The following is a 21,769-nucleotide window of genomic DNA, read 5'->3' as shown; positions in this document are numbered from 1 at the left end:
TTGCTCGCGATGGGGGCGACTCGGTGTAGTTAGACAGACTCCGGCACCCGGTTCCAATACTTGAACAACGGCTCCGCCAGAAACAACACAAACAACAACCGCATCACTTGCATTGCCGTCACCAGCGGCACCGACAACTGCAGGGTCTCGGCCGTCAGGCTCATCTCCGCAATCCCGCCGGGCATCATGCCCAGCGTCAGCGAGCGCAGATCCAGATGAGTCAACGCACTCAGTCCCAGCGCTGCCAGCGTAGCGATCAACATGGTCAGCACCGTCCCGATCAGGGTCCGGCCCATGAACGACGGTGCGCGACGGAAAAACTGCCGATTGAAGTGACAACCCAACCCGCTGCCGATCAGCCATTGGCCTATCTGGCTGCCGCCATTGGGCAAGCCGATGTGCAGATCCCAGCCAATGCTCACCGCCGCGCTCACCAGCAACGGTCCGAACAGCCAGGGATTGGGTTGACGAAGACGCTCCCACAGCCACGCAGCCACTGCGCCTGCCGGGAATAGCAGGGCCAGCCACCGCCAGTCGACGACGCTCGGATGGAACACCGGTGCACCGTCGCCCAGCAAATACTTGAACGCAGCCGGCACGCACAGCACCACCACCAACACCCGCAAGCTTTGCCCCGCCGCCACCCGGCTGAGCACCGCGCCATTACGCGCGCCGAGGTTGACCATCTCCCCGGACCCGCCGGGCATGCTGGAAAAGAACGCCGTGGCGCGATCTTCGCCGGTACGCCGCATCAACCACACCCCGACCACGGCCGACAGGCTGGTGATCAACGCGCCGAAGAAGATCAAGCCGAAGTGACTCAGCACCTGCTCCATCACCACCGGGGTGAAGTGCAGGCCGATTCCGATGCCGATGATCCACTGGCCGACCTTGCGCCCGCCAGGGATTTCCGCCAATTGCCAAGGGGTCAGGCAACGCACGAGGATGATCGCCAGCAACGAGCCGACCATCCACGGCAGCGGCCAGCCGATCTGGCTGGCGAGGTAACCGCCCAGCAGACCGGCCAGCGGGGTTCCCCACCAGGCTTTGAACGGCGTTCGATCAGACATCGGCGATAATGCGCCGAGCGACCGAACGTTTGCGCCAGATCCGCACGATCGGCACCAACAGCATCACCGCGATCAACGTCCACACACCTATGGTGATCCCGCTCGACCAGAGAATCTCCAGCGACCCATTAGAGATCGACAGTGCCCGGCGTAGATTCTGTTCCATCAAACCTCCGAGGATGAAGCCCAGCAGAACCGGGGACAACGGAAAGTCCATCTTGCGCAGAATGTAACCGAAGATGCCGATGCCGATCATCAGGAACAGGTCGAAGGTGGTGGCATGTACCGCAAAGACGCCGATGGCGGTAATGATCGCGATCATCGGCACCAGCGCCCAGTTCGGCACGGCGAGGATGCGGGTGAAGATACGGATCATCGGAATGTTGAGGATCACCAGCATGATGTTGGCGACAAACAACGAGGCGATCAGGCCCCAGACGATGTCCGGTTGCTGTTGAAACAGCAGTGGGCCTGGCGTGATGTTGTACAGCGACAACGCGCCGATCATCACCGCAGTCGTCCCCGAACCGGGAACGCCGAGCGTCAACATCGGCACCAGCGCGCCGCAGGCTTCAGCGCCGATGGCCGTTTCCGGGGCTGCGAGGCCGCGCTTGTCGCCCTGACCGAATTTCCCGCTTGGGCCGGCAATGCGTTTCTCGGTCATGTAGGCCACGGCACTGGCGAGCGTTGCGCCGGCACCGGGTAACACGCCCATGATGAAACCGAGAACACCGCAACGCATGTTCACCCAGAACACCGACGCGGCTTCCTTGAAGTTGAACATCATACGGCCGGTCGCTTTAAACGCTTCCTGACCACGGTGGGTTTTTTCCAGCAGCAAGAGGATTTCGCTGATGGAGAACAGGCCCAGCACCAACACCACGAACTGAATGCCATCGGTGAGGTGGATGTTGTCTCCGGTGAAACGGTACACGCCGCTGTTGGCGTCAATACCCACGGTCGACAGGAACAGGCCGATCAGTGCAGCGATAAAGGTCTTGAGTGGTCGATCACCCGCCATGCCGCCGAGGCAGACAATCGCGAACACCATCAGTACGAAATATTCCGCGGGCCCGAAGGCAATCGCCCATTTCGCCAGAATAGGCGCGAACACCACCATGCCGCAGGTGGCGATGAACGCCCCGATGAACGAACTCCAGGCCGACAGCGACAGGGCTACGCCAGCCATGCCTTGACGAGCCATCGGGTAGCCGTCAAGGGTGGTCATGACGGTGGAGGCTTCGCCGGGAATGTTCAGCAGGATCGAACTGATCCGGCCCCCGTATTCGCAACCCAGATAAACCGCAGCCAGCAGGATCAACGCCGACTCCGGTGGCAGTCCGAGGGCGAACGCGATCGGGATCAGCAATGCCACGCCGTTGATCGGGCCGAGGCCGGGGAGCAGGCCAACGACGGTGCCGATCAGCGTGCCGCTGAGTGCGGTCACAAGGTTGTAAGGGGTCAATGCGACGCCGAAGCCGTGACTCAAATAACCAAGCGTATCCATTTCAGTTCTCCAGAACGTCGAGCAGACCCAGAGGCAGCGGCACGTCCATCACTTTGTCGAACAGCAGGTACAGACCGATGCTCATCAGGCTGATGATCACGGCGCCCGGCAACCAGCGTCCGCCATACAGGCGCGCCATCGGAATGCCAATCAGCATGCTGCTGAGGATGAAGCCTAGTGGTTCGAACAGCCCCGCGAAGATCAGGAGCAACAACACGCAAACGCCAATTTTGGTCAGGGTTTCGCGATCCATCGGCGGATCTTCATCAGTGTGTTTGATCGGCGAGGGCCGATACACCATGTAAACCAGCCCCAGGCCCATCAGCCCCAGCATCAACAGGGGGAAGGCTCGTGGTCCGATCGGTTCGTAGGAAAATGGCGCCTGGTAGGGCAAGGCCATCAGCACCAGGCTGAGACAGGCCAGCAACAACACCGAAGCGAAAATGCGTTGTAAGAGCATGAAAAACTCCTGTGCCGCGGCCCCGGGGATACGGAGCCGCAGCCGCTAGACAGAGGCGATCACTGGATCAGGCCGAACTCTTTGGCCAGCACTTTGTAGTCCGCAACCTGCTTCTTCACGTAGGTGTCCAGCTCCGGGCCGGTCATGGCGAACGGGAAGAGCTCGCGCTGATCGCGCAGCTTGGCGAACTCGTCGGAAGCCAGCAGCTTGTCGAAGGAGTCTTTCCACCAGGCGTAGTCTTCGTCGCTGACCTTTGGCCCGAGGTAGAACCCGCGGACCACTGGCCAGACGATGTCGTAGCCTTGCTCCTTGGCGGTCGGAATGTCTTTCATTTCCGGCTCGTCCAGACGCTTCTCGGAGAACACCGCCAGCAGACGCATGTCGCCGCTCAGGATATGCGGCATGGAGTCGGAGATGTCGGTGCTGCCGACCTGGATGTGGCCGCCGAGCAGCGCGGTGGCGATTTCACCGCCGCCTTCGAGGGCGACATAACGCAAGTCCCGCGGGTTGATCCCGGCGGCCTTGGCGATCAGGGCGGTCTGCATCCAGTCCTGGCTGCCGACGGTGCCACCGGAACCAATGACCACGGAACTCGGGTCTTTCTTCAGCGCCTTGACCAGATCGTCGAGGTTTTTGTAAGGCGAATCGTTTTTCACCGCGATGGCGCCATAGCTGGTGCCGACCGCCGCCAGCCAACGCACGGCGTTTTCATCGAAACGACCGAATTTGCCCTGGGCCAGGTTCAGCAGCGAACCGCTGGACCAGGCGACCAGCGTACCGGCGTCGGCCGGACGCTGCGCCACCACGGCGTTGTACGCCACGGCGCCGACACCGCCGGGCATGTAGGTCACGCGCATGGGTTTGCTCAGCAGTTTCTGGTTCACCAGCGCGCTTTGCACCAGTTTGCAGGTCAGGTCGAAACCGCCGCCTGGCGAGGCCGGGGCGATGCATTCCGGGCGTTTGGGCTCGGCCATCAGTTGGCCGGCAAACAGCATGCAGCTGGCGGCGAGGGCAAAACGGCGCAGTGATCGATTCATTGTTGTCTCCACGGGAGTTGTTGTTTTTGGGGATGTCTCAGGTGCGACGGTGATGCGCCGTGCAGCCGGATTCGGTGCTGGCGAGCGTAAACGATGGGGAAGGGTGGGGCGGGCGAGCCTGAAGCTGTGTGGACAGCATGGTGCAGGACCTCTATTTATTGTTCTTATTGGCGAAAACGCTTCATGGCGTTTTTCGGGGGGCTACATTTCAAGGCACGATTCGATGGCTTGCAGTCGAAACCATCCGTGGGCCGACTCTAACGGTCGAACCTTTCGCTAACCTTTCAGCGGGCTTTCACGGTTTTCGGGCTTCACAGTGGTGGATGCGGCTGTAAACTCCGCGCCAAACAATGGCGTCGAACATCCCTGAATGAGGTAAATATCCATGCGTGTTCTGCTCGTCGAAGACCATCAGCAGCTCGCTGAAAGTGTCGCCCAGGCGCTCAAGAGCACTGGCCTGACCGTGGATGTGCTGCACGACGGTGTGGCGGCCGACCTGGCCTTGAGCAGCGAGGAATACGCCATGGCGATCCTCGACGTCGGCCTGCCGCGCATGGACGGTTTTGAAGTGCTGGCGCGCCTGCGGGCCCGGGGCAAGAACTTGCCGGTGCTGATGCTGACGGCCCGCAGCGACGTCAAGGATCGGGTCCATGGCCTGAATCTCGGCGCCGACGACTACCTGGCCAAACCTTTCGAACTGACCGAACTCGAAGCCCGGGTCAAAGCCTTGCTACGCCGCAGTGTGCTCGGTGGCGAACGTCAGCAGACCTGTGGGGTGCTGGCTTACGATCTGGACACCCGGCGCTTTACCCTGGGCGAAGAACTGCTGACGCTCACCTCCCGCGAGCAGGCCGTGCTCGAAGCCCTGATCGCCCGTCCCGGCCGGGTGATGAGCAAAGAGCAGCTGGCCGCCCAGGTGTTCGGCCTGGACGAAGAGGCCAGCCCCGACGCCATCGAGATCTACGTTCATCGCCTGCGCAAGAAACTCGACGGGCAACCGGTCGCCATCGTCACCTTCCGCGGACTCGGCTATTTGCTGGAAAGCCGCGATGCATAAGCCCAGCAGCCTGCGCTGGCGGTTGCTGTGGAACCTCGCGCTGTTGCTGGTGGTGTTGATGCTGGCCAGTGGTTTGAGTGCGTACTGGAACGGTCGCGAAGCCGCCGACACCGCCTATGACCGGACGTTGCTGGCCTCGGCGCGGACCATCGCCGCCGGGGTGTCCCAGCGTGATGGCAGCCTCAGCGCCGACGTGCCGTACGTGGCCCTCGATACCTTTGCCTACGACAGCGCGGGACGGATTTTCTACCTGGTCAACGACATCAACCAGAAGCTGATTTCGGGCTACGAAAACCTGCCGCCACCGCCGCCGGGTACACCGCGCACGGATGACTACCCGGCGCTGGCACGCTTCTACAACGCTAAATACCAAGGGCAGAATGTACGGGTGGTCAGCTTGCTCAAGCCCGTGAGCGAGCCGAACATGAACGGCATGGCGGAAATCCGCGTAGCGGAAACCGATGAGGCGCGGGTCAGCATGGCGCGCAGCCTGGCGGCGGACACCTTGCTGCGGCTGGGCATGCTGGCGATCGGTGCGTTGTTGATGGTGTGGTTCGCGGTCAGCGCAGCACTGCGCCCGCTGGAGCGCTTGCGCACGGCGGTGGAAGAGCGTCAGCCCGATGATTTGCGGCCGTTGCCTTTGGTGGAAGTGCAACACGAGTTGTGGCCGCTGGTGCGTGCGCTCAATCATTTTACCGAACGCCTGCGCGGGCAGTTCGAGCGGCAGGCGCAGTTCATCGCCGATGCGGCCCATGAGCTGCGTACGCCACTGGCGGCGCTCAAGGCTCGGCTCGAACTGGGCCTGCGCTCGACTGAACCGCAGACCTGGCGCAGCACGCTGGAAACGGCCGCCCAAGGCACGGATCGCTTGACCCATCTGGCGAACCAGCTGCTGTCCCTGGCACGGGTGGAGAATGGTGCGCGGGCGATCGCCGAGGGCGGCGCACAGTTGCTGGACCTCAGTCAGTTGGCTCGCGAACTCGGTATGGCGATGGCGCCGTTGGCGCACAAACGTGGCGTGGCACTGGCATTGGAAGCGGATGAACCGGTGTGGCTGCGCGGTGAACCGACGCTGTTGAATGAATTGCTGAGCAACCTGGTGGATAACGCGCTGGCTCACACGCCACAGGGCGGTAATGTGATTCTGCGGGTGACTGCGCCGGCCGTGCTGGAGGTCGAGGACGATGGCCCCGGGATCCCTCTTGAAGAGCGTGATCGAGTGTTCGAACGCTTTTATCGGCGTAACCAGCAAGTGGCGGGCTCAGGGTTGGGGCTGGCGATTGTCGGTGAAATCTGCCGCGCACACCTGGCGCAGATCAGCCTGCACGATGGCGAGCAGGCGGGGTTGAAGGTGCGGGTGAGTTTTATTGCGGGGGAGTGATGGGGTCTGTGCCGGCCTCATCGCGAGCAAGCTCGCTCCCACAATTGATCACATTTCTCCAGGAAGGACTCGGTCAAATGTGGGAGCGAGCTTGCTCGCGAAGGGCGCGACTCGGTTTCGATCAGGCGCGGTCTTGATCAATAAAACATCGACCGCGATTCTTCCAGCGCCCTGCATTGCACCTCGTTCTCCAGATCAATGCCCAGCTTCTTGAACGCCGGCACGCTGGACGCGTCGATTCCGCCAAGCGGGTGGTCGGTGCCCTTGTAGCAAAACAGGCAAGCCACCTGCACCAGATCGACATAATCGACCCGCCCGGACTGGCGGTCGAAGTCCAGGTACATCCCGGGCAACTGCACCAGCATCTCCGGAAACTCCCAGACCCTGAGCAGTTTGTCGCCGATCAATGGATGGATCTGGTCGATCACATGGTTCAGGCTGATCGAATCGGACAGCAGTTCATTGTGTTCTTCGGCGTAGGTCAGGATCGGCAGTACCCCGATCTGATGCACCAGCCCACCGAGGGCGGCCTGATCGGGTTTGAGTCGGGTGTAACGGCGGCACAGCGCATAACTGATCCCGGCAATTTCCAGGCTTCTGCGCCAGACATCGCGCATTTTCTGTTCCACGACCTCGGAGCGGGCATGGAAAATCTGTTCCATCACCAGGCCGATCGCCAGGTTGCTGCTGTAATTGACGCCCAGGCGAGTGATCGCCGTGTGCAGGTCAGTGACTTCCCGGGTCGCGCGCAGCAGCGGGCTGTTGACCACTTTGATCAGGCGCGCCGACAACGCGGTATCGCGGGCGATCACTTTGCTGAGGGTACTGACGCTTATTTCCGGGTCTTCGGCGGCCTTGCGAATCTGCAAGGCCACTTCCGGTAACGTTGGCAGAACCAGGTCATCGTTATCGATGGCCGCAACCAAATCCTGTTGGACCTTATCCGCCAGCTTGCTCATTTCGTATCTCTGGGTGTTGCGACAAGTGCTGCATTCAGCGCTGGATTTCGCGATCGCGATCCAGTTGATAAGGCAGGTCGAGCAGGTGCAAGGCTGGCCCTTCGAGCGCGCCCAGATGAATATCGCCACCTTCTGCTGCTTCGGCTTGCAGCACGGCCAGGAGTTCAATGGTTTGCCCGGCGCGGGCGGCAAGCACCACTTCGCCGATAGCGCTGCCATGGGTCGGCGAAAACAGTGGCGCACCGGGTTCCGGCAATTCGTCGGCATCCAGGCGCAGGCGATACAAGCGGCGCTTGAGTTTGCCCAGGTACTGCATCCGCGCGACGATTTCCTGGCCGGTGTAGCAACCTTTCTTGAAACTCACGCCACCGACGGCTTGCAGGTTGAGCATCTGCGGGATGAACAGTTCACGCGTGCCCGGCATGACCTGACCGATCCCGGCGCGGACCTGGCCCAGCAGCCATTGATTCAGATCGCCTTCGGCCAGCAGCGCGGACAGCTTGCCCTTGAGGGCGTCCGCTTGATCGGCGCCGACCCAGAGTTCGGCGCGATCAGGGGACACGCGGATGGCAATCAGGCCATCATTGCGCACGACACTGTCGGTGTCTGCCGGTAGCCCAAGACCCAGGCCGAGCAGTGCGCCATCGCCATGCTCGATGCCGAAGCGCACCCAGGCGGCGCTTTCATCGGTCAATTTGGATTTGGAGAACACCGCGTACTTTTTCAGGTCCGCCAGTTGCGGCTCCAGCAACTCGCTGGCCATGGCCAGCAGGACGCCGTCACCTTCGAGCAGGATGCGGAAACTCGACTGCATCCGGCCTTTTTGCGTGCAGCGCGCGCCAAGGCTGGCCCGGGTGTCGCTCAGGTAATCGAGGTTGCAGGTCAATTGGCCTTGCAGGAATTTACTGGCATCCGCGCCGCGGACCGCGAGAACGCCTTCGTGAGACAGGGTGCAGAAAAAAGCTGAGTCGGCCATGGGTCATCGCAGGATAAATAAGTCTGGGGGACATCATAAGGGCGCGCCCTTGAAATGGGTAGTTCACAAAAGACCGGTGTTGCCCGACCAAAGCCGAGTGTTCGACGGAGCATGGGGCTGTATACTTGCCGCCTATTTGAGGAGCGCTCCATGGTCGAAGATGTTGAACTGAATCGCCTCTACTGGCACAGCCGTCGCGGCATGCTTGAACTTGACGTGTTGCTGGTGCCGTTCGTGAAAGAGGTCTACGCGCACCTCAACGATGTCGACCGCGAGTGCTACCGCAAACTGCTCGAATGCGAAGATCAGGACATGTTCGGCTGGTTCATGGAACGCGCCGAATCGGAAGATCCGGAGCTGCAGCGCATGGTGCGCATGATCCTGGATCGTGTCCAGCCCAAGTAAATCATTCGAATGCCGCTGGCATGCCTCACGGCAGCTGCTGGCGGTGTACCTGTTGGCCCAGCTGTTCGCGCTGGGTTCGTTGTTTCTTTTGTCGATACCGGTCTGGGCCAGTCTGCTCGGCGCTGCGCTGTGCGTGGTTCATGGCGTTTGGGTGTTGCCGCGGCAGATTCTGCTGACGCATCCACGGGCGTTTCGCGGCTTGCGTCGCGATGGGGATGGCTGGCAGCTGTGGAACCAGGCAGCGGGCTGGCAACCGGTGCAACTGCGGCCGGACAGCCTGGCGCTCCCCTTGATCGTGGTGGTGCGTTTTCGTCAGCGGGGTGAGCGGCATGACCGATCGATCTGTGTACCCCGGGATTCGCAGGCGGCGGATCTGCACCGACGCCTGCGGGTCCGGCTCAAGTTCAGTCGGCGTAGGTGGGCGGCACCAGAATAGTGTCCAGGGCGACCGGCAGCATGTTCGGGTAGTCGAGGGTGTAATGCAGGCCGCGACTTTCCTTGCGCTCCATGGCTGACTGGATCATCAGCTCGGCCACCTGGGCCAGGTTACGCAACTCGATCAGGTCTCTGCTCACTTTATAGTTGCTGTAGAACTCGTCGATTTCGTCCAGCAACAAGCGCACGCGGTGCTGGGCCCGCTGCAGGCGCTTGTTGGTGCGCACGATACCGACGTAGTCCCACATGAATCGCCGCAGCTCATCCCAGTTGTGCGCAATGATCACGTCTTCGTCGGAATCGGTGACCTGGCTCGCATCCCAGACGGGCAGGGCGGCGGGAATCGACACCTGGGGCAACTGCTGAAGAATGTCCGCCGCCGCCGAGCGCGCATAAACGAAGCATTCCAGCAAGGAATTGCTGGCCATGCGGTTGGCCCCGTGCAGGCCGGTGAAACTTGTTTCGCCAATGGCGTACAGGCCCGGCACGTCGGTGCGGCCCTGCTGATCGACCATCACGCCGCCGCAGGTGTAATGCGCTGCCGGAACCACCGGAATCGGTTGTTTGGTGATATCGATGGAAAACTCGAGGCAGCGCTCGTACACCGTCGGGAAATGAGTCTTGATGAATGCTTCGGGTTTGTGGCTGATGTCCAGATAAACGCAATCGACACCCAGACGCTTCATCTCATGGTCGATGGCCCGGGCGACGATGTCCCGAGGCGCCAGTTCGGCGCGTGGGTCGAAGCGCTGCATGAAGCGCTCGCCGTTGGGCAGCTTCAGGTGCGCACCCTCGCCGCGCAGGGCTTCGGTGATCAGGAAGCTCTTGGCTTGCGGGTGATAGAGGCAGGTGGGGTGGAATTGGTTGAATTCCAGGTTTGCCACGCGGCAGCCCGAACGCCACGCCATGGCAATGCCGTCACCACAGGCACCGTCAGGGTTGCTGGTATAGAGGTAGACCTTGGCGGCGCCGCCGGACGCCAGGATCACAAAGCGCGCGCCGTAGGTGTCGACTTCTCCGGTGCTGCGATTGAGTACGTAGGCACCGAGGCAGCGGTCGCCTTCAAGGCCCAGGCGTTTTTCGGTGATCAGGTCGATCGCGACCCGCTGTTCCAGCAGTTCGATGTTCGGTCTTTGCCTGGCCTTGTCGAGCAAGGTTCTGAAAATCGCGGCGCCCGTGGCATCGGCGGCATGAATGATGCGCCGATGACTGTGACCCCCTTCACGGGTCAGGTGGAACTCGAATCCACCGTCCTCGGTGCCTGACTGTTCATCGCGGGTGAACGGCACGCCTTGGTCGATCAGCCATTGAATCGCTTCTTTACTGTGCTCGACGGTAAAGCGCACGGCGTCTGCATGACACAGGCCGCCGCCGGCATTGAGGGTGTCATCGACGTGGGATTCGACGGTGTCGGTGTCATCCAGGACGGCCGCGACGCCGCCCTGGGCCCAGAAAGTCGAGCCATTGGCGAGGTCGCCTTTGCTCAGGACGGCGATGCGCAAATGACCGGGCAAGGTCAGCGCAAGGCTCAAGCCGGCAGCGCCGCTGCCAATTACCAGAACATCATGTTGAAACTGTTGGCTCATTTCAGGATTCCGCTCAAAGCGACCCGGGTCGGGGTTGGCGCATGACGCCGGGATCGGCGAGTCAAGACAGCCACACAGCCCACTAGTATATAGAGGGGGGGAGCGGCACAATAGCCGAGCCTGTATGGCATTGTGAAACTACTGTGACGGGAAATAGGGGGCGCTTCGTCGGATGATTTCTCTTCCGGTTCGGCGACACCATCACTGTATCGTGGATTTAACACTGTTTTTCTGTTCACGATTGCACAATGTCGGCTCGGTACGGCTATAAATATTTGGAACTTTTGCCAGAGGCCCAAGATCAATAGACGGTTGCCTGAATCAAGGGACAGTGTCGGCTTCAGTGCTGGATCGTGGTTTGATCCGCACCGGCGAAACCGATGACAAGATTATTCGCGCAGCCGGGTTCACTCGCGCTGCGCTTTTCGTGCGTGCCAAATCAGAGCCCGCAGGAAACTTGCTTGGAGGGGGAGAACTTTTGCGAAAAGCCCGAGTCTATGTTTGCAAGCCTGGTCGTTTAGTCATGCAAGCCTCCTCCGAGCTTATCGAGGAGTGTTCATGCTAACCCAGGAAGAGGATCAGCAGCTGGTCGAACGCGTTCAGCGCGGCGACAAGCGAGCTTTCGATCTGCTAGTGCTGAAATACCAGCACAAAATTCTCGGGTTGATCGTGCGATTCGTGCACGACACCCATGAAGCCCAGGATGTAGCACAGGAAGCCTTTATCAAGGCGTACCGTGCGCTTGGAAATTTTCGCGGAGACAGCGCGTTTTATACGTGGCTTTACCGTATCGCCATTAACACGGCGAAAAACTATCTGGTTTCACGCGGTCGCCGGCCGCCTGATAGCGATGTCAGTTCCGAGGATGCAGAATTCTACGATGGCGATCATGGCCTCAAGGATCTCGAGTCGCCCGAACGTGCACTGCTGCGCGATGAGATCGAAGGTACTGTCCATCGAACCATCCAGCAACTTCCAGAAGATTTGCGTACAGCCTTAACTTTACGTGAATTCGATGGTCTGAGTTACGAGGACATTGCGGCCGTCATGCAATGTCCGGTGGGTACCGTGCGCTCCCGGATTTTCCGCGCTCGGGAAGCCATTGATAAAGCCCTGCAGCCGTTGTTGCAGGAAAACTAAAGACAGCGGCGACAGCCAAGAGAGGAACGCCATGAGTCGTGAAGCCCTGCAGGAATCGCTGTCCGCAGTGATGGATAACGAAGCGGACGAACTGGAATTGCGTCGGGTGTTGAATGCCTTCGACGATGTTGAAACCCGTGAAACCTGGGCTCGTTATCAAATCGCTCGGGCAGTGATGCACAAGGATCTGCTGCTTCCACGCCTGGACATTGCCGCGGCAGTTTCCGCTGCGTTGGCTGACGAAGCCGTACCGGCAAAAGCTTCCCGCGGTCCATGGCGCAGCCTGGGTCGTCTGGCAGTCGCTGCTTCGGTCACCGTTGCGGTATTGGCGGGTGTTCGTCTGTACAACCAGGACGATATCGCCGGTGTCGAACTGGCCCAGCAATCCACTCAGCAGGGTCTGGCCGCTCCTCAGATCAAGGGTCCAGCTGTATTGGCAGGCTATAGTGAGAGTTCGGATGCCACCGGTCCCATGGCCAACGGCGTACTGCAAGGCCAGCCAGGCTGGCACGACCAGCGTTTGCCAGGCTACTTGCGCCAGCATGCCCAACAGGCCGCACTGAAAGGTACTGAAAGCGCGTTGCCGTACGCTCGTGCAGCAAGTCTGGAAAACCGTTAAGGAGGACCATGCGCTCCATACCTCTACTTACGCTTCTGCTCAGTGGCTGGTTCGTTGTTCCAGCCCATGCCGATGAAGCCCAGGACTGGTTGTCCCGTCTGGGCCAGGCCGAGCAACAGCAAAGCTTTCACGGTACTTTCGTCTACGAGCGTAACGGTAGTTTTTCTACCCACAACATCTGGCACCGCGTCCAGGATGGCAAGGTCCGCGAGCGTTTGCTCCAGCTCGACGGCTCGGCCCAGGAAGTCGTACGCATTGATGGGCATACTCAATGTGTCGGCGGCACCCTGATTGCAGGACTCGGGGATGCCCCGAATTCCGCTGCTCGTGCACTCGATCCTAAAAAGCTCAAGAATTGGTATGACCTTGCCGTCATTGGCAAGTCGCGTGTGGCCGGGCGTCCGGCAGTGATCATTTCCCTGACGCCGCGCGATCAGCATCGCTATGGGTTCGAACTGCATCTGGATAAAGAAACCGGCCTGCCGCTCAAGTCATTGCTGCTCAATGACAAAGGGCAGTTGCTGGAGCGATTCCAGTTCACGCAGCTTAATACCACCGACGTGCCGGCGGACAGAGACTTGCAGCCGGACGACGACTGCAAGGCGATCGCCCTCGATAGCGACAAGGCCTCTGCAGCCAAGGTTGCCCAGGCCTGGCATTCGGACTGGTTGCCACCCGGTTTCGAGCTGACCAGCAGTACCGCACGCAAGGATCCGCAGACCAAAATCCAGGTCAGCAGTCTGATGTATGACGATGGTCTGGCCCGTTTCTCGGTATTCCTCGAGCCATTGAATGGCGCAGCCGTCACCGATACTCGCGTTCAGTTGGGCCCAACCGTTGCTGTATCCCGGCGCTTAAGTACCCCTGAGGGCGAAATGATGGTCACGGTGGTCGGTGAAATTCCTGCTGGCACCGCTGAACGCATTGCGCTGTCCATGCGTAACGATAGCGCTGCCACCAGCAAGCAGTGAGCTGATTTCAGCCATTTTCACCTCGCCGGCGAGGCATCGAAATGTTTGCTGAGCATTTTCATTTGCAAATATCCCGAAAATTTTTTATAGGTCAGGGCATCTCGGCTCTGGCCTTGTTTGTTGTTCCCGGAACAAAAATGCCGGCCTGTCGTGACCGGTGTTCCTTGCTCCATATCGCTTAACCCTGCTCGTCGTAATGGGAGCTGTATGTCGATACTCAGTTTGAAGTCTTATTTCTCCGTTGTTGCCACCGTACTGGTGCTTGGTCAGGCTGTTCCTGCGCAAGCGGTCGAACTGCCTGATTTTACGCAGCTGGTCGAGCAGGCCTCGCCGGCGGTCGTGAACATCAGTACCACGCAGAAACTGCCGGACCGTAAAGTGAACCAGCAGATGCCCGATCTTGAGGGCTTGCCGCCGATGCTGCGCGAGTTCTTCGAGCGCGGCATGCCGCCACAACCGCGTACGCCGCGGGGTGACCGTCAGCGTGAAGCCCAGTCCCTGGGGTCGGGTTTCATCATCTCGTCCGACGGCTACATCCTGACCAACAACCATGTGATTGCCGATGCCGACGAAATCCTCGTCCGCCTGGCAGACCGCAGCGAATTGAAAGCCAAGCTGGTCGGCACCGATCCACGTTCCGACGTGGCCCTGCTGAAAATCGAAGGCAAGGACCTGCCGGTCCTGAAGCTCGGCAAATCCCAGGACTTGAAGGCCGGCCAATGGGTGGTGGCGATCGGCTCGCCGTTCGGTTTCGACCACACCGTGACCCAGGGCATCGTCAGCGCCATCGGTCGCAGCCTGCCGAACGAAAACTATGTGCCGTTCATCCAGACCGACGTGCCGATCAACCCGGGTAACTCCGGTGGTCCGCTGTTCAACCTGGCGGGCGAAGTGGTGGGGATCAACTCGCAGATCTACACCCGTTCCGGCGGCTTCATGGGCGTGTCGTTCGCGATTCCGATCGACGTGGCGATGGACGTTTCCAACCAGCTGAAAAGCGGCGGCAAGGTCAGTCGTGGCTGGTTGGGCGTGGTCATTCAGGAAGTGAACAAGGACCTGGCCGAGTCGTTCGGTCTTGAAAAGCCTGCCGGGGCGCTGGTGGCTCAGATCCAGGATGACGGCCCGGCTGCCAAGGGTGGTCTGCAAGTCGGTGACGTAATCCTGAGCATGAACGGTCAACCGATCGTCATGTCCGCCGATCTGCCGCATCTGGTCGGCGCGCTGAAGGCCGGCTCGAAAGCCGATCTGGAAGTGATACGCGAAGGCAAGCGCAAGAACGTCGCACTGACGGTTGGGGCTATTCCTGAAGAAGGCAAAGAGCTGGACGCCCTGCCAAAATCCAGTGTCGAGAGCAGCAGCAATCGCCTGGGTGTTTCCGTGGCCGAGCTGACCGATGAACAGAAGAAAACCTACGACCTCAAAGGCGGCGTGGTCATCAAGGAAGTCCAGGACGGTCCTGCTGCCCTGATTGGCTTACAGCCTGGCGATGTGATCACTCACCTGAACAATCAGGCGATTGGTTCCACCAAGGAGTTCACCGACATCGCCAAGGCGCTGCCGAAGAACCGCTCGGTGTCGATGCGGGTTCTGCGTCAAGGCCGAGCCAGCTTCATCACCTTCAAACTGGCCGAGTAATCCGGTTGCCGGAAATGAATGCACTGTAGGAGCGAGCTCGCTCCTACAGGGGCAGGGCATCGTCAGTTGTTGGCCGCATAAAAAAACCGCCTCGAAAGGGCGGTTTTTTTATGCGTACGCAAAAGCGTCAGCCCATCATGTCCTTGATCATGCGCTCCTGTTCCATCAACTCCCGTTGCCGCGCGTCGATCCGCGACGACAGCGGGAAGTTGGTGCCGGCCTTGCGCTTGGCGAAGTCCAGTTGCTGAATGGCCTGGCGGTAGTCGCCGACCAGGGCGAAGTACTCGGCGCGGGCCTGGTGCAGGCCGATGATGTTGCCTGACAGGCCACGAGTCTCGGCCACCATGTACCAGACGTCCGGATCGTCCGGACGACTCTTGAGCAGATTCTCCAGGGCTTTTTCCGCTTCGGGCGCACGGTTTTGCTTGAGCAGCAGGTCAACACGCACTGAATTCAGCGGATAGTTGCCCGGATACTGGGCCAGCATCCGGTCCACCCGGGACTGAGCATCGGGCAGCCGATTGTTGGTGATATCCAGATCGACCTGAGCCAGGTTATAGATGATCTCGTTTGGCGACTTGGCGAGCAGCGATGCAAGGTTTTCCCGAGCTTCGTTCAGTTGGCCGCCCTTGATCTGGGCGATCGCCAGGCCGTAGCGCGCGACATCGTTTTTCGGGTTTTCATCCAGCTGGGCACGGAAACGCTTGGCCCCCAGGCCCGGGGTTTCTTCATAAATCAGCTGGACCCGTGCACGAATCAGCTGATAGCGCATGGTGTCTTCGATACCGCCCGGCTTGGCCTGTTCGGCACGGTTGCGGGTGTCGGCAATCCGCGATTCGGTCACCGGGTGAGTCAGCAGGAATTCCGGTGGCTTGGCGTCGAAGCGGTATTGGCGCGACAAGCGCTCGAACATGGTCGGCATCGAGCGCGGGTCGTAACCGGCCTTTTCAAGATTGAGAATGCCGATGCGGTCGGCCTCCTGCTCGTTCTGACGCGAGAAGCGCCGTTGTTCCTGAATCGCCGCTGCCTGGGTACCGGCAATGGCGGCGATCCCGGCATCGCCGGCACCGGCCGCGGCAATCACGATCCCGGCCAGCAGTGCGGCCATCATCGGTACCTGCATCCGCTGCTGGGCTTCGACGCCACGGGCAAAGTGACGCTGGGACAAGTGAGCCAGTTCGTGAGCCAGTACCGAGGCGTATTCGCCTTCGGTCTGGGCATTGAGGAACAAACCGCCGTTGACCCCGACAATCCCCCCCGGTGCTGCGAAGGCGTTGAGTTGCGGGCTGTTGATCAGGATGAATTCCAGGCGCCGGTCGTTGACCTGGCTGGTCTCCACCAGGCGGTAGACGCTGGATTCAACGTAGTCCTTGAGCTGTGGGTCGTTGAGCTGGGAAACCTGGCTACGCAACAGCGCCAGCCAGGCCCGGCCCAACTGGTGTTCCTGTTGCGGCGAGACGATGGCAGAACTGGCGTCGCCGAGTGACGGCAGGTCGTCGGCGAAGCCCGGTGAGGCGAGCAGGCAAGCGAGCGTCAGCAGGGTAGGGCGCAAAAAAGTCATGCACAAAGCCTTAGTCGACAAAGACCTTACTGTAGCCGGACACCACGCTTCGGACCAGATATTCTAAGCCCTCGACCACCTGACCCGGAGTGATGCAATGACCGATGCTGTAGCCCATGACGCCGAACTCGACGCCAGCGGACTCAATTGCCCGTTGCCGTTACTCAAGGCCAAGCTTGAACTCAATCGCATGGCCAGCGGCGCAGTGCTCAAGGTAATCGCCACCGATGCAGGCTCGCAGCGCGACTTTCGCACCTTTGCCCGATTGGCCGGTCATACGCTGCTGCGCGAAGAAGATGAGGCGGGCATTTACCGCTACTGGTTGAAAAAAGCCTGAAACCTGCTGCGTTCGTTACTAAGGGATTATTGATGTTCAAGGTGTTACGCGACTGGATCCAGCGCTATTTTTCCGACGAAGAAGCCGTGGTGCTTGCCGTGCTGCTGTTTCTGGCGTTTACCGCCGTACTGACGCTCGGTGGCATGCTCGCGCCGGTACTCGCCGGGATGGTGCTGGCGTATCTGATGCAAGGACTGGTGGTGACGCTCGAACGCTTGCGCATGCCGGGCGGAGCGGCGGTGGGGCTGGTCTTTGCGTTATTCATGGGGCTGCTGCTGGTGTTCATCGTGGTCGTGGTGCCATTGCTCTGGCATCAGTTGATCACCTTGTTCAACGAATTGCCCGGCATGCTCGCCAAGTGGCAGTCACTGTTATTGCTGCTGCCCGAGCGTTACCCGCATCTGGTGTCCGATGAGCAGGTGCTGCGGGCCATCGAAGTGGCGCGGGGCGAGATCGGCAATTTCGGCCAGTGGGCGCTGACGTACTCGCTGTCGAGTCTGCCGCTGCTGGTCAACATCATGATCTACCTGGTGCTGGTGCCAATCCTGGTGTTTTTCTTTCTCAAGGACCGGGAAATGATCGGCCAGTGGGTGCGCGGCTATCTGCCTCGCGAGCGGGCGCTGATCACCCGCGTCGCCCGCGAGATGAACCGGCAGATCGCCAACTACATTCGCGGCAAAGGCATCGAGATCGTCATTTGCGGCGGCGCGACCTACATCGGTTTCGTGGTGCTGGGGCTCAACTACGCGGCGCTGCTGGCGCTACTGGTGGGGGTGTCGGTGGTGGTGCCCTATGTCGGAGCGGTGGTGGTGACCGTGCCGGTACTGCTGATCGCGCTGTTTCAGTGGGGCTGGAGCGATCAGTTCATCTATTTGATGGCGGTCTACGGCATTATCCAGGTTCTGGACGGCAACGTACTGGTGCCGCTGTTGTTCTCGGAGGCGGTCAACCTGCACCCGGTGGCAATCATCTGCGCGGTGCTGTTGTTTGGCGGGTTGTGGGGATTTTGGGGGGTGTTCTTTGCGATTCCCCTGGCGACGCTGTTCAAGGCTGTACTGGATGCGTGGCCGCGCAAGGAACCGGTGGTGGCGCCGCTGCTTTAACTGTCAGTCATGATTCTTCAGTGAGGCTGACGGCCTCATCGCGAGCAGGCTCGCTCCCACATTGGACCGCGTCTGTCTGGACAGCTCGGTCAACTGTGGGAGCGAGCTTGCTCGCGATGGCGTCCGAAAGGACGCCAAATAATCAGGCCTTGTTTAGTGCCTGAGCCGCCGCCAGAACAGCATCCACATGCCCCGGCACCTTCACCCCACGCCACTCCTGACGCAGCACCCCATCCTTATCAATCAGGAACGTGCTGCGATCAACCCCCATATATTCCTTGCCATACAGCTTCTTCAGCTTGATCACATCAAAAAGCTGGCACAGCGCTTCTTCCTTGTCGCTGATCAGCTCGAAGGTGAACGCCTGCTTGGCCTTGAAGTTCTCGTGGGATTTCAGGCTGTCGCGGGACACGCCGAAGACTTCGGTATTGGCCGCTTTAAAGGCGTCAAGCTGATCGCGAAAACCCTGGCCCTGGGTGGTGCAGCCTGGCGTGCTGTCCTTCGGATAGAAGTAGATGACTACTTGCTTGCCTTTCAGGTTGGCGAGGCTGATGGTCTGCCCATTGGTGGCGGGTGCTTCGAAATCGGCAACCGGTTGGTCGATGGCAACGGCCATGAAAGCTTCCTTACATTGGGTTTTGTGGGCGCCACGGTTCGATCAGGGCATCCAGGTTCAGCGCGTCGGCGAAATCCAGGAACTGATCGCGCAGCCAGCTGATCTGCACGCCGGCCGGCAAGGTCACGGTAAACGTGGCATTGAGCATGGTGCCGCCGGTCTGGGGTGCCTGATAGGTGTCGCAGGTCAGGTTTTCCAGCTCGACGTTGTGGTCCATGAAGAACTGGCACAGCTCGTTGATGATGTCCGAACGGTAAGCCGAGCTGACATAAGCGACGTACGGCAGGGCCTGGGGACGATTCTCCAACGCCGCGCTGCGCACTACATTGACGGTGAAGGCGTGCTTCTTGGCGAGGCTCGACAGGCTGCCTTCAAGGCGCGCCAAGGCGTCCCAGCTGCCGGAGATCTCGAGGACCAACGCACTGCACTCGCCATGACGGGTCAGGCGAGACGTAACCACGGCGCAGCGGTTTTCATGGCTGGCGCGGCACAGGACGTTAGTCAGCTCCATGGGGTTGGCGCCGAGGGCACTGATGACAAGGAATTGTTCGCGAACTGTGGGGGTGGACATGCAGCATTCCTAAAGCGATGAGCGGTCGATACTTTTATGGGCTTTTTTGCCGGGGCGAGCCTGCGGATGCGAATTCAGAAAACCCGAGCCGGAAGGTTGCAACCTGCTCCAGAGTGGCAAGAGCGAAGGGGGGCAACGCTGGATCGGGGCTTGTGATGCCGAAAATGAAGGCTGGAACCTGGCTTGCGAGCTTATCAGTACCGATCAAAGTCTGAAGGGTAGCGAAAAGCAGCGCCAAGGGGAATGGCAGCAGCGCAGTACTTCGCTTGTACAAGCATCTTGGCGCCAGTACCATTACCGCTCTCTTTTTCCGGCAGGAGCGGTTGCATGATTGCGGGCAGTATGGTGGCACTGGTCACACCCATGGATGCACAAGGTCGTCTCGACTGGGACAGCTTGAGCAAACTGGTGGACTTTCACCTGCAAAACGGCACCCACGCCATCGTGGCGGTCGGCACTACAGGTGAATCGGCCACCCTTGACGTGAACGAGCACATCGAAGTGATTCGTTACGTGGTGAAGCAGGTTGCAGGGCGCATTCCGGTGATCGCCGGGACTGGCGCCAACTCGACTCGCGAAGCCATCGAGCTGACCACCAATGCGAAGATCGCCGGCGCCGATGCCTGCCTGCTGGTGACGCCGTATTACAACAAGCCGACCCAGGAAGGCCTGTACCAGCACTTCAAGGCCATCGCCGAAGCCGTCGACATCCCGCAGATCCTGTATAACGTGCCGGGCCGCACGGCGTGCGACATGCTCGCCGAGACCGTGATCCGCCTGTCGACCGTGAAGAACATCATCGGCATCAAGGAAGCCACCGGCGACCTGTCCCGTGCCAAAGCCATCATCGACGGCGTCAGCAAAGACTTCCTGGTGGTATCCGGCGACGACGCCACTGCGGTCGAGCTGATGCTGCTGGGCGGCAAAGGCAACATCTCGGTGACCGCCAACGTCGCGCCGCGCGACATGGCCGATATGTGCAATGCCGCCCTGAAGGGCGATGCCGTCACGGCCCGTGCGATCCACGAAAAGCTGATGCCGCTCAATAAAACCCTGTTTATCGAATCCAACCCTATCCCCGTGAAATGGGCGCTGCATGAAATGGGCCTGATGCCGGACGGTATCCGTCTGCCGCTCACCTGGCTCAGCGCGGCCTGTCACGAACCGCTGCGGCAGGCCATGCGCCAGTCCGGCGTCCTGGTTTAATTGAGGAAGCACTACGCATGAAGCGATTGGCCGGACTTTCCGCACTTGCCTTGATTATCTCCAGCACCAGTGGCTGTGGATGGGTCTGGGGCCCGGAAGGTTATTTCCGTGACCGTGGCAGCGATTACCTGGAAGCGCAACAGACTGCACCGATGCAATTGCCGCCGGACGTCAACACCGCCAAACGTCTGGATCCACTGTTGCCGATCCCGCGCAACGTGGCTGACGACACCGCCAAGGGCGAATACGTCGTGCCGCGTCCGCAACCGCTGACCGCCGGAGCCGACGCCGCGGGTGCCTACTCGCTGCAGAAGACCGGTGACACACGCTGGATCGTGGCCCAGAGCCCACCGGCCGAAGTCTGGCCAGTGGCCGTGCAGTTCTTCCAGGACAATGGTTTCCGTCTGGACGAACAGCGCCCGCAAACCGGTGAATTCACCACCACCTGGCAGCATTCCGACGAACTGTCGGCCGCAATGGCCAAGCGCCTGAGCGCCGCCGGTGTCGGCGCTGACGGCGAAACCCGCGTGCGGGTCCGCATCGAGCCAGGCGTACAGCGCAATACCAGTGAAGTCTATGTGGTCAGCGCCCAGCGTCCTGCCGGCAGCACCGCCGACGTGGCCTTCACCAACCGTTCGGTCAACACTGGCCTGGACGCGGCACTGGTCGACGACATGCTCGCAAGCATGAGCCGTACGTCGGAGAAGGGCGGTTCGGTCTCCATGCTGGCTTCCCGTGATTTCGATACACCCAGTCGTGTCAGCCTGAGCGAAGACGGCAGCGGCAACCCTGTGCTGAACGTCGGTACGGACCTGGATCGTGCCTGGTCGAGCGTCGGTCGTGCGTTGGAGCAGGGCGAATGGCGGGTTGAAGACATCAACCGCAGCCTGGGCTTGTACTACATCAACCTGGCGGAAAAAGCCGAGAAGGCAGACGACAAGCCTGGTTTCTTCAGCAGCCTGTTTGGCAGCGCGCCGGACAAGGAAGCCGTCGAAGCCCGTGCCGAGCGTTATCAGGTTCGCCTGAGCAAGGTGGGCGAAAACGTCCAGGTCACCGTCGAGAAAAACATCAACACCGTGGCGCCGGCTGACGTGGCGCGCAAAGTGTTGAGCGTGATTCAGGACAACCTGGGCTGAT

At 60.4% G+C, this 21,769-nt stretch carries 22 protein-coding genes; 12 read left to right on the top strand and 10 right to left on the bottom strand.

Annotated elements, in window-relative coordinates:
* Nucleotides 1-29: 29 nt before the first annotated feature.
* From ACA067_RS25185 to ACA067_RS25170, 4 genes are read right to left on the bottom strand one after another with little or no spacing between them, the layout of a single operon-like run.
* Nucleotides 30-1,070, bottom strand: a complete 1,041-nt coding sequence (locus ACA067_RS25185; RefSeq protein ID WP_497458986.1) for an AbrB family transcriptional regulator — start codon at nucleotides 1,068-1,070, stop codon at nucleotides 30-32.
* Nucleotides 1,063-2,577 carry a tripartite tricarboxylate transporter permease gene (locus tag ACA067_RS25180; protein ID WP_497458985.1) on the bottom strand — a complete coding sequence of 505 codons (1,515 nt, stop codon included), beginning with the start codon at nucleotides 2,575-2,577 and terminating at the stop codon, nucleotides 1,063-1,065. Before ACA067_RS25180 ends, ACA067_RS25185 begins: the two co-directional genes overlap by 8 nt.
* A gap of 1 nt (nucleotide 2,578) precedes the next feature.
* On the bottom strand, nucleotides 2,579-3,037 hold the full coding sequence (locus ACA067_RS25175; RefSeq protein ID WP_497458984.1) for a tripartite tricarboxylate transporter TctB family protein: 459 nt from the start codon (nucleotides 3,035-3,037) through the stop codon (nucleotides 2,579-2,581).
* 59 nt (nucleotides 3,038-3,096) lie between these two features.
* Nucleotides 3,097-4,074: a Bug family tripartite tricarboxylate transporter substrate binding protein gene (locus ACA067_RS25170; RefSeq protein WP_497458983.1), complete on the bottom strand. Its 978-nt coding sequence runs from the start codon at nucleotides 4,072-4,074 to the stop codon at nucleotides 3,097-3,099.
* A 385-nt stretch (nucleotides 4,075-4,459) separates the two neighbouring features.
* On the opposite strand from ACA067_RS25170, the gene ACA067_RS25165 reads away from it, so the two are divergent.
* On the top strand, nucleotides 4,460-5,131 hold the full coding sequence (locus ACA067_RS25165) for a response regulator (protein ID WP_497458982.1): 672 nt from the start codon (nucleotides 4,460-4,462) through the stop codon (nucleotides 5,129-5,131).
* Nucleotides 5,124-6,512, top strand: coding sequence for a sensor histidine kinase (locus ACA067_RS25160; protein WP_497458981.1), 1,389 nt, complete (start codon nucleotides 5,124-5,126; stop codon nucleotides 6,510-6,512). Before ACA067_RS25165 ends, ACA067_RS25160 begins: the two co-directional genes overlap by 8 nt.
* A gap of 137 nt (nucleotides 6,513-6,649) precedes the next feature.
* On the opposite strand, the gene ACA067_RS25155 is transcribed toward ACA067_RS25160, so the two are convergent.
* The gene (locus ACA067_RS25155; protein WP_497458980.1) at nucleotides 6,650-7,471 is read right to left on the bottom strand and encodes an HDOD domain-containing protein; all 822 of its coding nucleotides are present in this window, start codon (nucleotides 7,469-7,471) and stop codon (nucleotides 6,650-6,652) included.
* A gap of 34 nt (nucleotides 7,472-7,505) precedes the next feature.
* Nucleotides 7,506-8,447 carry a CAF17-like 4Fe-4S cluster assembly/insertion protein YgfZ gene (ygfZ, locus tag ACA067_RS25150; RefSeq protein ID WP_497458979.1) on the bottom strand — a complete coding sequence of 314 codons (942 nt, stop codon included), beginning with the start codon at nucleotides 8,445-8,447 and terminating at the stop codon, nucleotides 7,506-7,508.
* 150 nt (nucleotides 8,448-8,597) lie between these two features.
* Between ygfZ and ACA067_RS25145 the strand changes: the two genes are divergently transcribed.
* Nucleotides 8,598-8,852, top strand: a complete 255-nt coding sequence (locus tag ACA067_RS25145) for an FAD assembly factor SdhE (protein ID WP_155584976.1) — start codon at nucleotides 8,598-8,600, stop codon at nucleotides 8,850-8,852.
* Nucleotides 8,836-9,288, top strand: a complete 453-nt coding sequence (locus ACA067_RS25140) for a protein YgfX (RefSeq protein ID WP_497458978.1) — start codon at nucleotides 8,836-8,838, stop codon at nucleotides 9,286-9,288. The genes ACA067_RS25145 and ACA067_RS25140 overlap by 17 nt, the downstream gene beginning before the upstream one ends.
* Here the strand turns inward: ACA067_RS25140 and nadB are convergent.
* Nucleotides 9,257-10,873 carry an L-aspartate oxidase gene (gene nadB / locus ACA067_RS25135; RefSeq protein WP_497458977.1) on the bottom strand — a complete coding sequence of 539 codons (1,617 nt, stop codon included), beginning with the start codon at nucleotides 10,871-10,873 and terminating at the stop codon, nucleotides 9,257-9,259. The genes ACA067_RS25140 and nadB overlap by 32 nt on opposite strands.
* Nucleotides 10,874-11,431: 558 nt before the next feature.
* On the opposite strand from nadB, the gene rpoE reads away from it, so the two are divergent.
* From rpoE to ACA067_RS25115, 4 genes are all read left to right on the top strand, one after another.
* The gene (gene rpoE / locus ACA067_RS25130) at nucleotides 11,432-12,013 is read left to right on the top strand and encodes an RNA polymerase sigma factor RpoE/AlgU (RefSeq protein WP_007944079.1); all 582 of its coding nucleotides are present in this window, start codon (nucleotides 11,432-11,434) and stop codon (nucleotides 12,011-12,013) included.
* A 31-nt stretch (nucleotides 12,014-12,044) separates the two neighbouring features.
* The gene (locus ACA067_RS25125; RefSeq protein WP_497458976.1) at nucleotides 12,045-12,632 is read left to right on the top strand and encodes a sigma-E factor negative regulatory protein; all 588 of its coding nucleotides are present in this window, start codon (nucleotides 12,045-12,047) and stop codon (nucleotides 12,630-12,632) included.
* 8 nt (nucleotides 12,633-12,640) lie between these two features.
* Complete coding sequence (locus ACA067_RS25120; RefSeq protein WP_497458975.1) at nucleotides 12,641-13,603, top strand: MucB/RseB C-terminal domain-containing protein; 963 nt, start codon at nucleotides 12,641-12,643, stop codon at nucleotides 13,601-13,603.
* A 207-nt stretch (nucleotides 13,604-13,810) separates the two neighbouring features.
* Nucleotides 13,811-15,238: a DegQ family serine endoprotease gene (locus ACA067_RS25115; RefSeq protein ID WP_497458974.1), complete on the top strand. Its 1,428-nt coding sequence runs from the start codon at nucleotides 13,811-13,813 to the stop codon at nucleotides 15,236-15,238.
* Nucleotides 15,239-15,365: 127 nt separating this feature from the next.
* Here ACA067_RS25115 and ACA067_RS25110 read toward each other — a convergent pair whose 3' ends face one another.
* Nucleotides 15,366-16,799 carry a M48 family metalloprotease gene (locus ACA067_RS25110; RefSeq protein ID WP_497458973.1) on the bottom strand — a complete coding sequence of 478 codons (1,434 nt, stop codon included), beginning with the start codon at nucleotides 16,797-16,799 and terminating at the stop codon, nucleotides 15,366-15,368.
* Between the two features lie 97 nt (nucleotides 16,800-16,896).
* On the opposite strand from ACA067_RS25110, the gene ACA067_RS25105 reads away from it, so the two are divergent.
* Together ACA067_RS25105 and ACA067_RS25100 are read left to right on the top strand one after the other, a co-directional pair.
* Nucleotides 16,897-17,136: a sulfurtransferase TusA family protein gene (locus ACA067_RS25105; RefSeq protein WP_497458972.1), complete on the top strand. Its 240-nt coding sequence runs from the start codon at nucleotides 16,897-16,899 to the stop codon at nucleotides 17,134-17,136.
* A gap of 32 nt (nucleotides 17,137-17,168) precedes the next feature.
* Nucleotides 17,169-18,239, top strand: coding sequence for an AI-2E family transporter (locus ACA067_RS25100; RefSeq protein ID WP_497458971.1), 1,071 nt, complete (start codon nucleotides 17,169-17,171; stop codon nucleotides 18,237-18,239).
* 142 nt (nucleotides 18,240-18,381) lie between these two features.
* Here the strand turns inward: ACA067_RS25100 and ACA067_RS25095 are convergent, their stop codons facing one another.
* Nucleotides 18,382-18,855, bottom strand: coding sequence for a peroxiredoxin (locus ACA067_RS25095; protein ID WP_497458970.1), 474 nt, complete (start codon nucleotides 18,853-18,855; stop codon nucleotides 18,382-18,384).
* Between the two features lie 10 nt (nucleotides 18,856-18,865).
* Nucleotides 18,866-19,426 (bottom strand): glycine cleavage system transcriptional repressor, encoded by a 561-nt coding sequence (locus tag ACA067_RS25090; protein WP_019692529.1) that lies wholly within the window; start codon nucleotides 19,424-19,426, stop codon nucleotides 18,866-18,868.
* A gap of 327 nt (nucleotides 19,427-19,753) precedes the next feature.
* Here ACA067_RS25090 and dapA point away from each other — a divergent pair, with 327 nt between their 5' ends.
* Both dapA and bamC read left to right on the top strand, forming a co-directional pair.
* Nucleotides 19,754-20,632: a 4-hydroxy-tetrahydrodipicolinate synthase gene (dapA, locus tag ACA067_RS25085; protein WP_307327623.1), complete on the top strand. Its 879-nt coding sequence runs from the start codon at nucleotides 19,754-19,756 to the stop codon at nucleotides 20,630-20,632.
* A 17-nt stretch (nucleotides 20,633-20,649) separates the two neighbouring features.
* Nucleotides 20,650-21,768, top strand: coding sequence for an NlpB/DapX family lipoprotein (gene bamC / locus ACA067_RS25080; protein WP_497458969.1), 1,119 nt, complete (start codon nucleotides 20,650-20,652; stop codon nucleotides 21,766-21,768).
* The last annotated feature ends 1 nt before the right edge of the window (nucleotide 21,769 follow it).

The organism is Pseudomonas sp. LBUM1674 (genome assembly GCF_059695635.1).
This window is presented reverse-complemented; position numbering and strand designations above follow the sequence as displayed.

Excerpts from the sequence above, each read along its gene's own strand:
- rpoE (WP_007944079.1), top strand. The coding sequence starts at position 11,432 with ATGCTAACCCAGGAAGAGGATCAGCAGCTGGTCGAACGCGTTCAGCGC.
- ACA067_RS25110 (WP_497458973.1), bottom strand. The coding sequence starts at position 16,799 with ATGACTTTTTTGCGCCCTACCCTGCTGACGCTCGCTTGCCTGCTCGCC.
- ACA067_RS25145 (WP_155584976.1), top strand. The coding sequence starts at position 8,598 with ATGGTCGAAGATGTTGAACTGAATCGCCTCTACTGGCACAGCCGTCGC.
- nadB (WP_497458977.1), bottom strand. The coding sequence starts at position 10,873 with ATGAGCCAACAGTTTCAACATGATGTTCTGGTAATTGGCAGCGGCGCT.
- ygfZ (WP_497458979.1), bottom strand. The coding sequence starts at position 8,447 with ATGGCCGACTCAGCTTTTTTCTGCACCCTGTCTCACGAAGGCGTTCTC.
- ACA067_RS25185 (WP_497458986.1), bottom strand. The coding sequence starts at position 1,070 with ATGTCTGATCGAACGCCGTTCAAAGCCTGGTGGGGAACCCCGCTGGCC.
- ACA067_RS25100 (WP_497458971.1), top strand. The coding sequence starts at position 17,169 with ATGTTCAAGGTGTTACGCGACTGGATCCAGCGCTATTTTTCCGACGAA.
- bamC (WP_497458969.1), top strand. The coding sequence starts at position 20,650 with ATGAAGCGATTGGCCGGACTTTCCGCACTTGCCTTGATTATCTCCAGC.
- ACA067_RS25165 (WP_497458982.1), top strand. The coding sequence starts at position 4,460 with ATGCGTGTTCTGCTCGTCGAAGACCATCAGCAGCTCGCTGAAAGTGTC.
- ACA067_RS25105 (WP_497458972.1), top strand. The coding sequence starts at position 16,897 with ATGACCGATGCTGTAGCCCATGACGCCGAACTCGACGCCAGCGGACTC.
- ACA067_RS25170 (WP_497458983.1), bottom strand. The coding sequence starts at position 4,074 with ATGAATCGATCACTGCGCCGTTTTGCCCTCGCCGCCAGCTGCATGCTG.
- ACA067_RS25155 (WP_497458980.1), bottom strand. The coding sequence starts at position 7,471 with ATGAGCAAGCTGGCGGATAAGGTCCAACAGGATTTGGTTGCGGCCATC.
- ACA067_RS25120 (WP_497458975.1), top strand. The coding sequence starts at position 12,641 with ATGCGCTCCATACCTCTACTTACGCTTCTGCTCAGTGGCTGGTTCGTT.
- ACA067_RS25180 (WP_497458985.1), bottom strand. The coding sequence starts at position 2,577 with ATGGATACGCTTGGTTATTTGAGTCACGGCTTCGGCGTCGCATTGACC.
- ACA067_RS25160 (WP_497458981.1), top strand. The coding sequence starts at position 5,124 with ATGCATAAGCCCAGCAGCCTGCGCTGGCGGTTGCTGTGGAACCTCGCG.
- ACA067_RS25115 (WP_497458974.1), top strand. The coding sequence starts at position 13,811 with ATGTCGATACTCAGTTTGAAGTCTTATTTCTCCGTTGTTGCCACCGTA.
- ACA067_RS25125 (WP_497458976.1), top strand. The coding sequence starts at position 12,045 with ATGAGTCGTGAAGCCCTGCAGGAATCGCTGTCCGCAGTGATGGATAAC.
- ACA067_RS25095 (WP_497458970.1), bottom strand. The coding sequence starts at position 18,855 with ATGGCCGTTGCCATCGACCAACCGGTTGCCGATTTCGAAGCACCCGCC.
- ACA067_RS25175 (WP_497458984.1), bottom strand. The coding sequence starts at position 3,037 with ATGCTCTTACAACGCATTTTCGCTTCGGTGTTGTTGCTGGCCTGTCTC.
- dapA (WP_307327623.1), top strand. The coding sequence starts at position 19,754 with ATGATTGCGGGCAGTATGGTGGCACTGGTCACACCCATGGATGCACAA.
- ACA067_RS25090 (WP_019692529.1), bottom strand. The coding sequence starts at position 19,426 with ATGTCCACCCCCACAGTTCGCGAACAATTCCTTGTCATCAGTGCCCTC.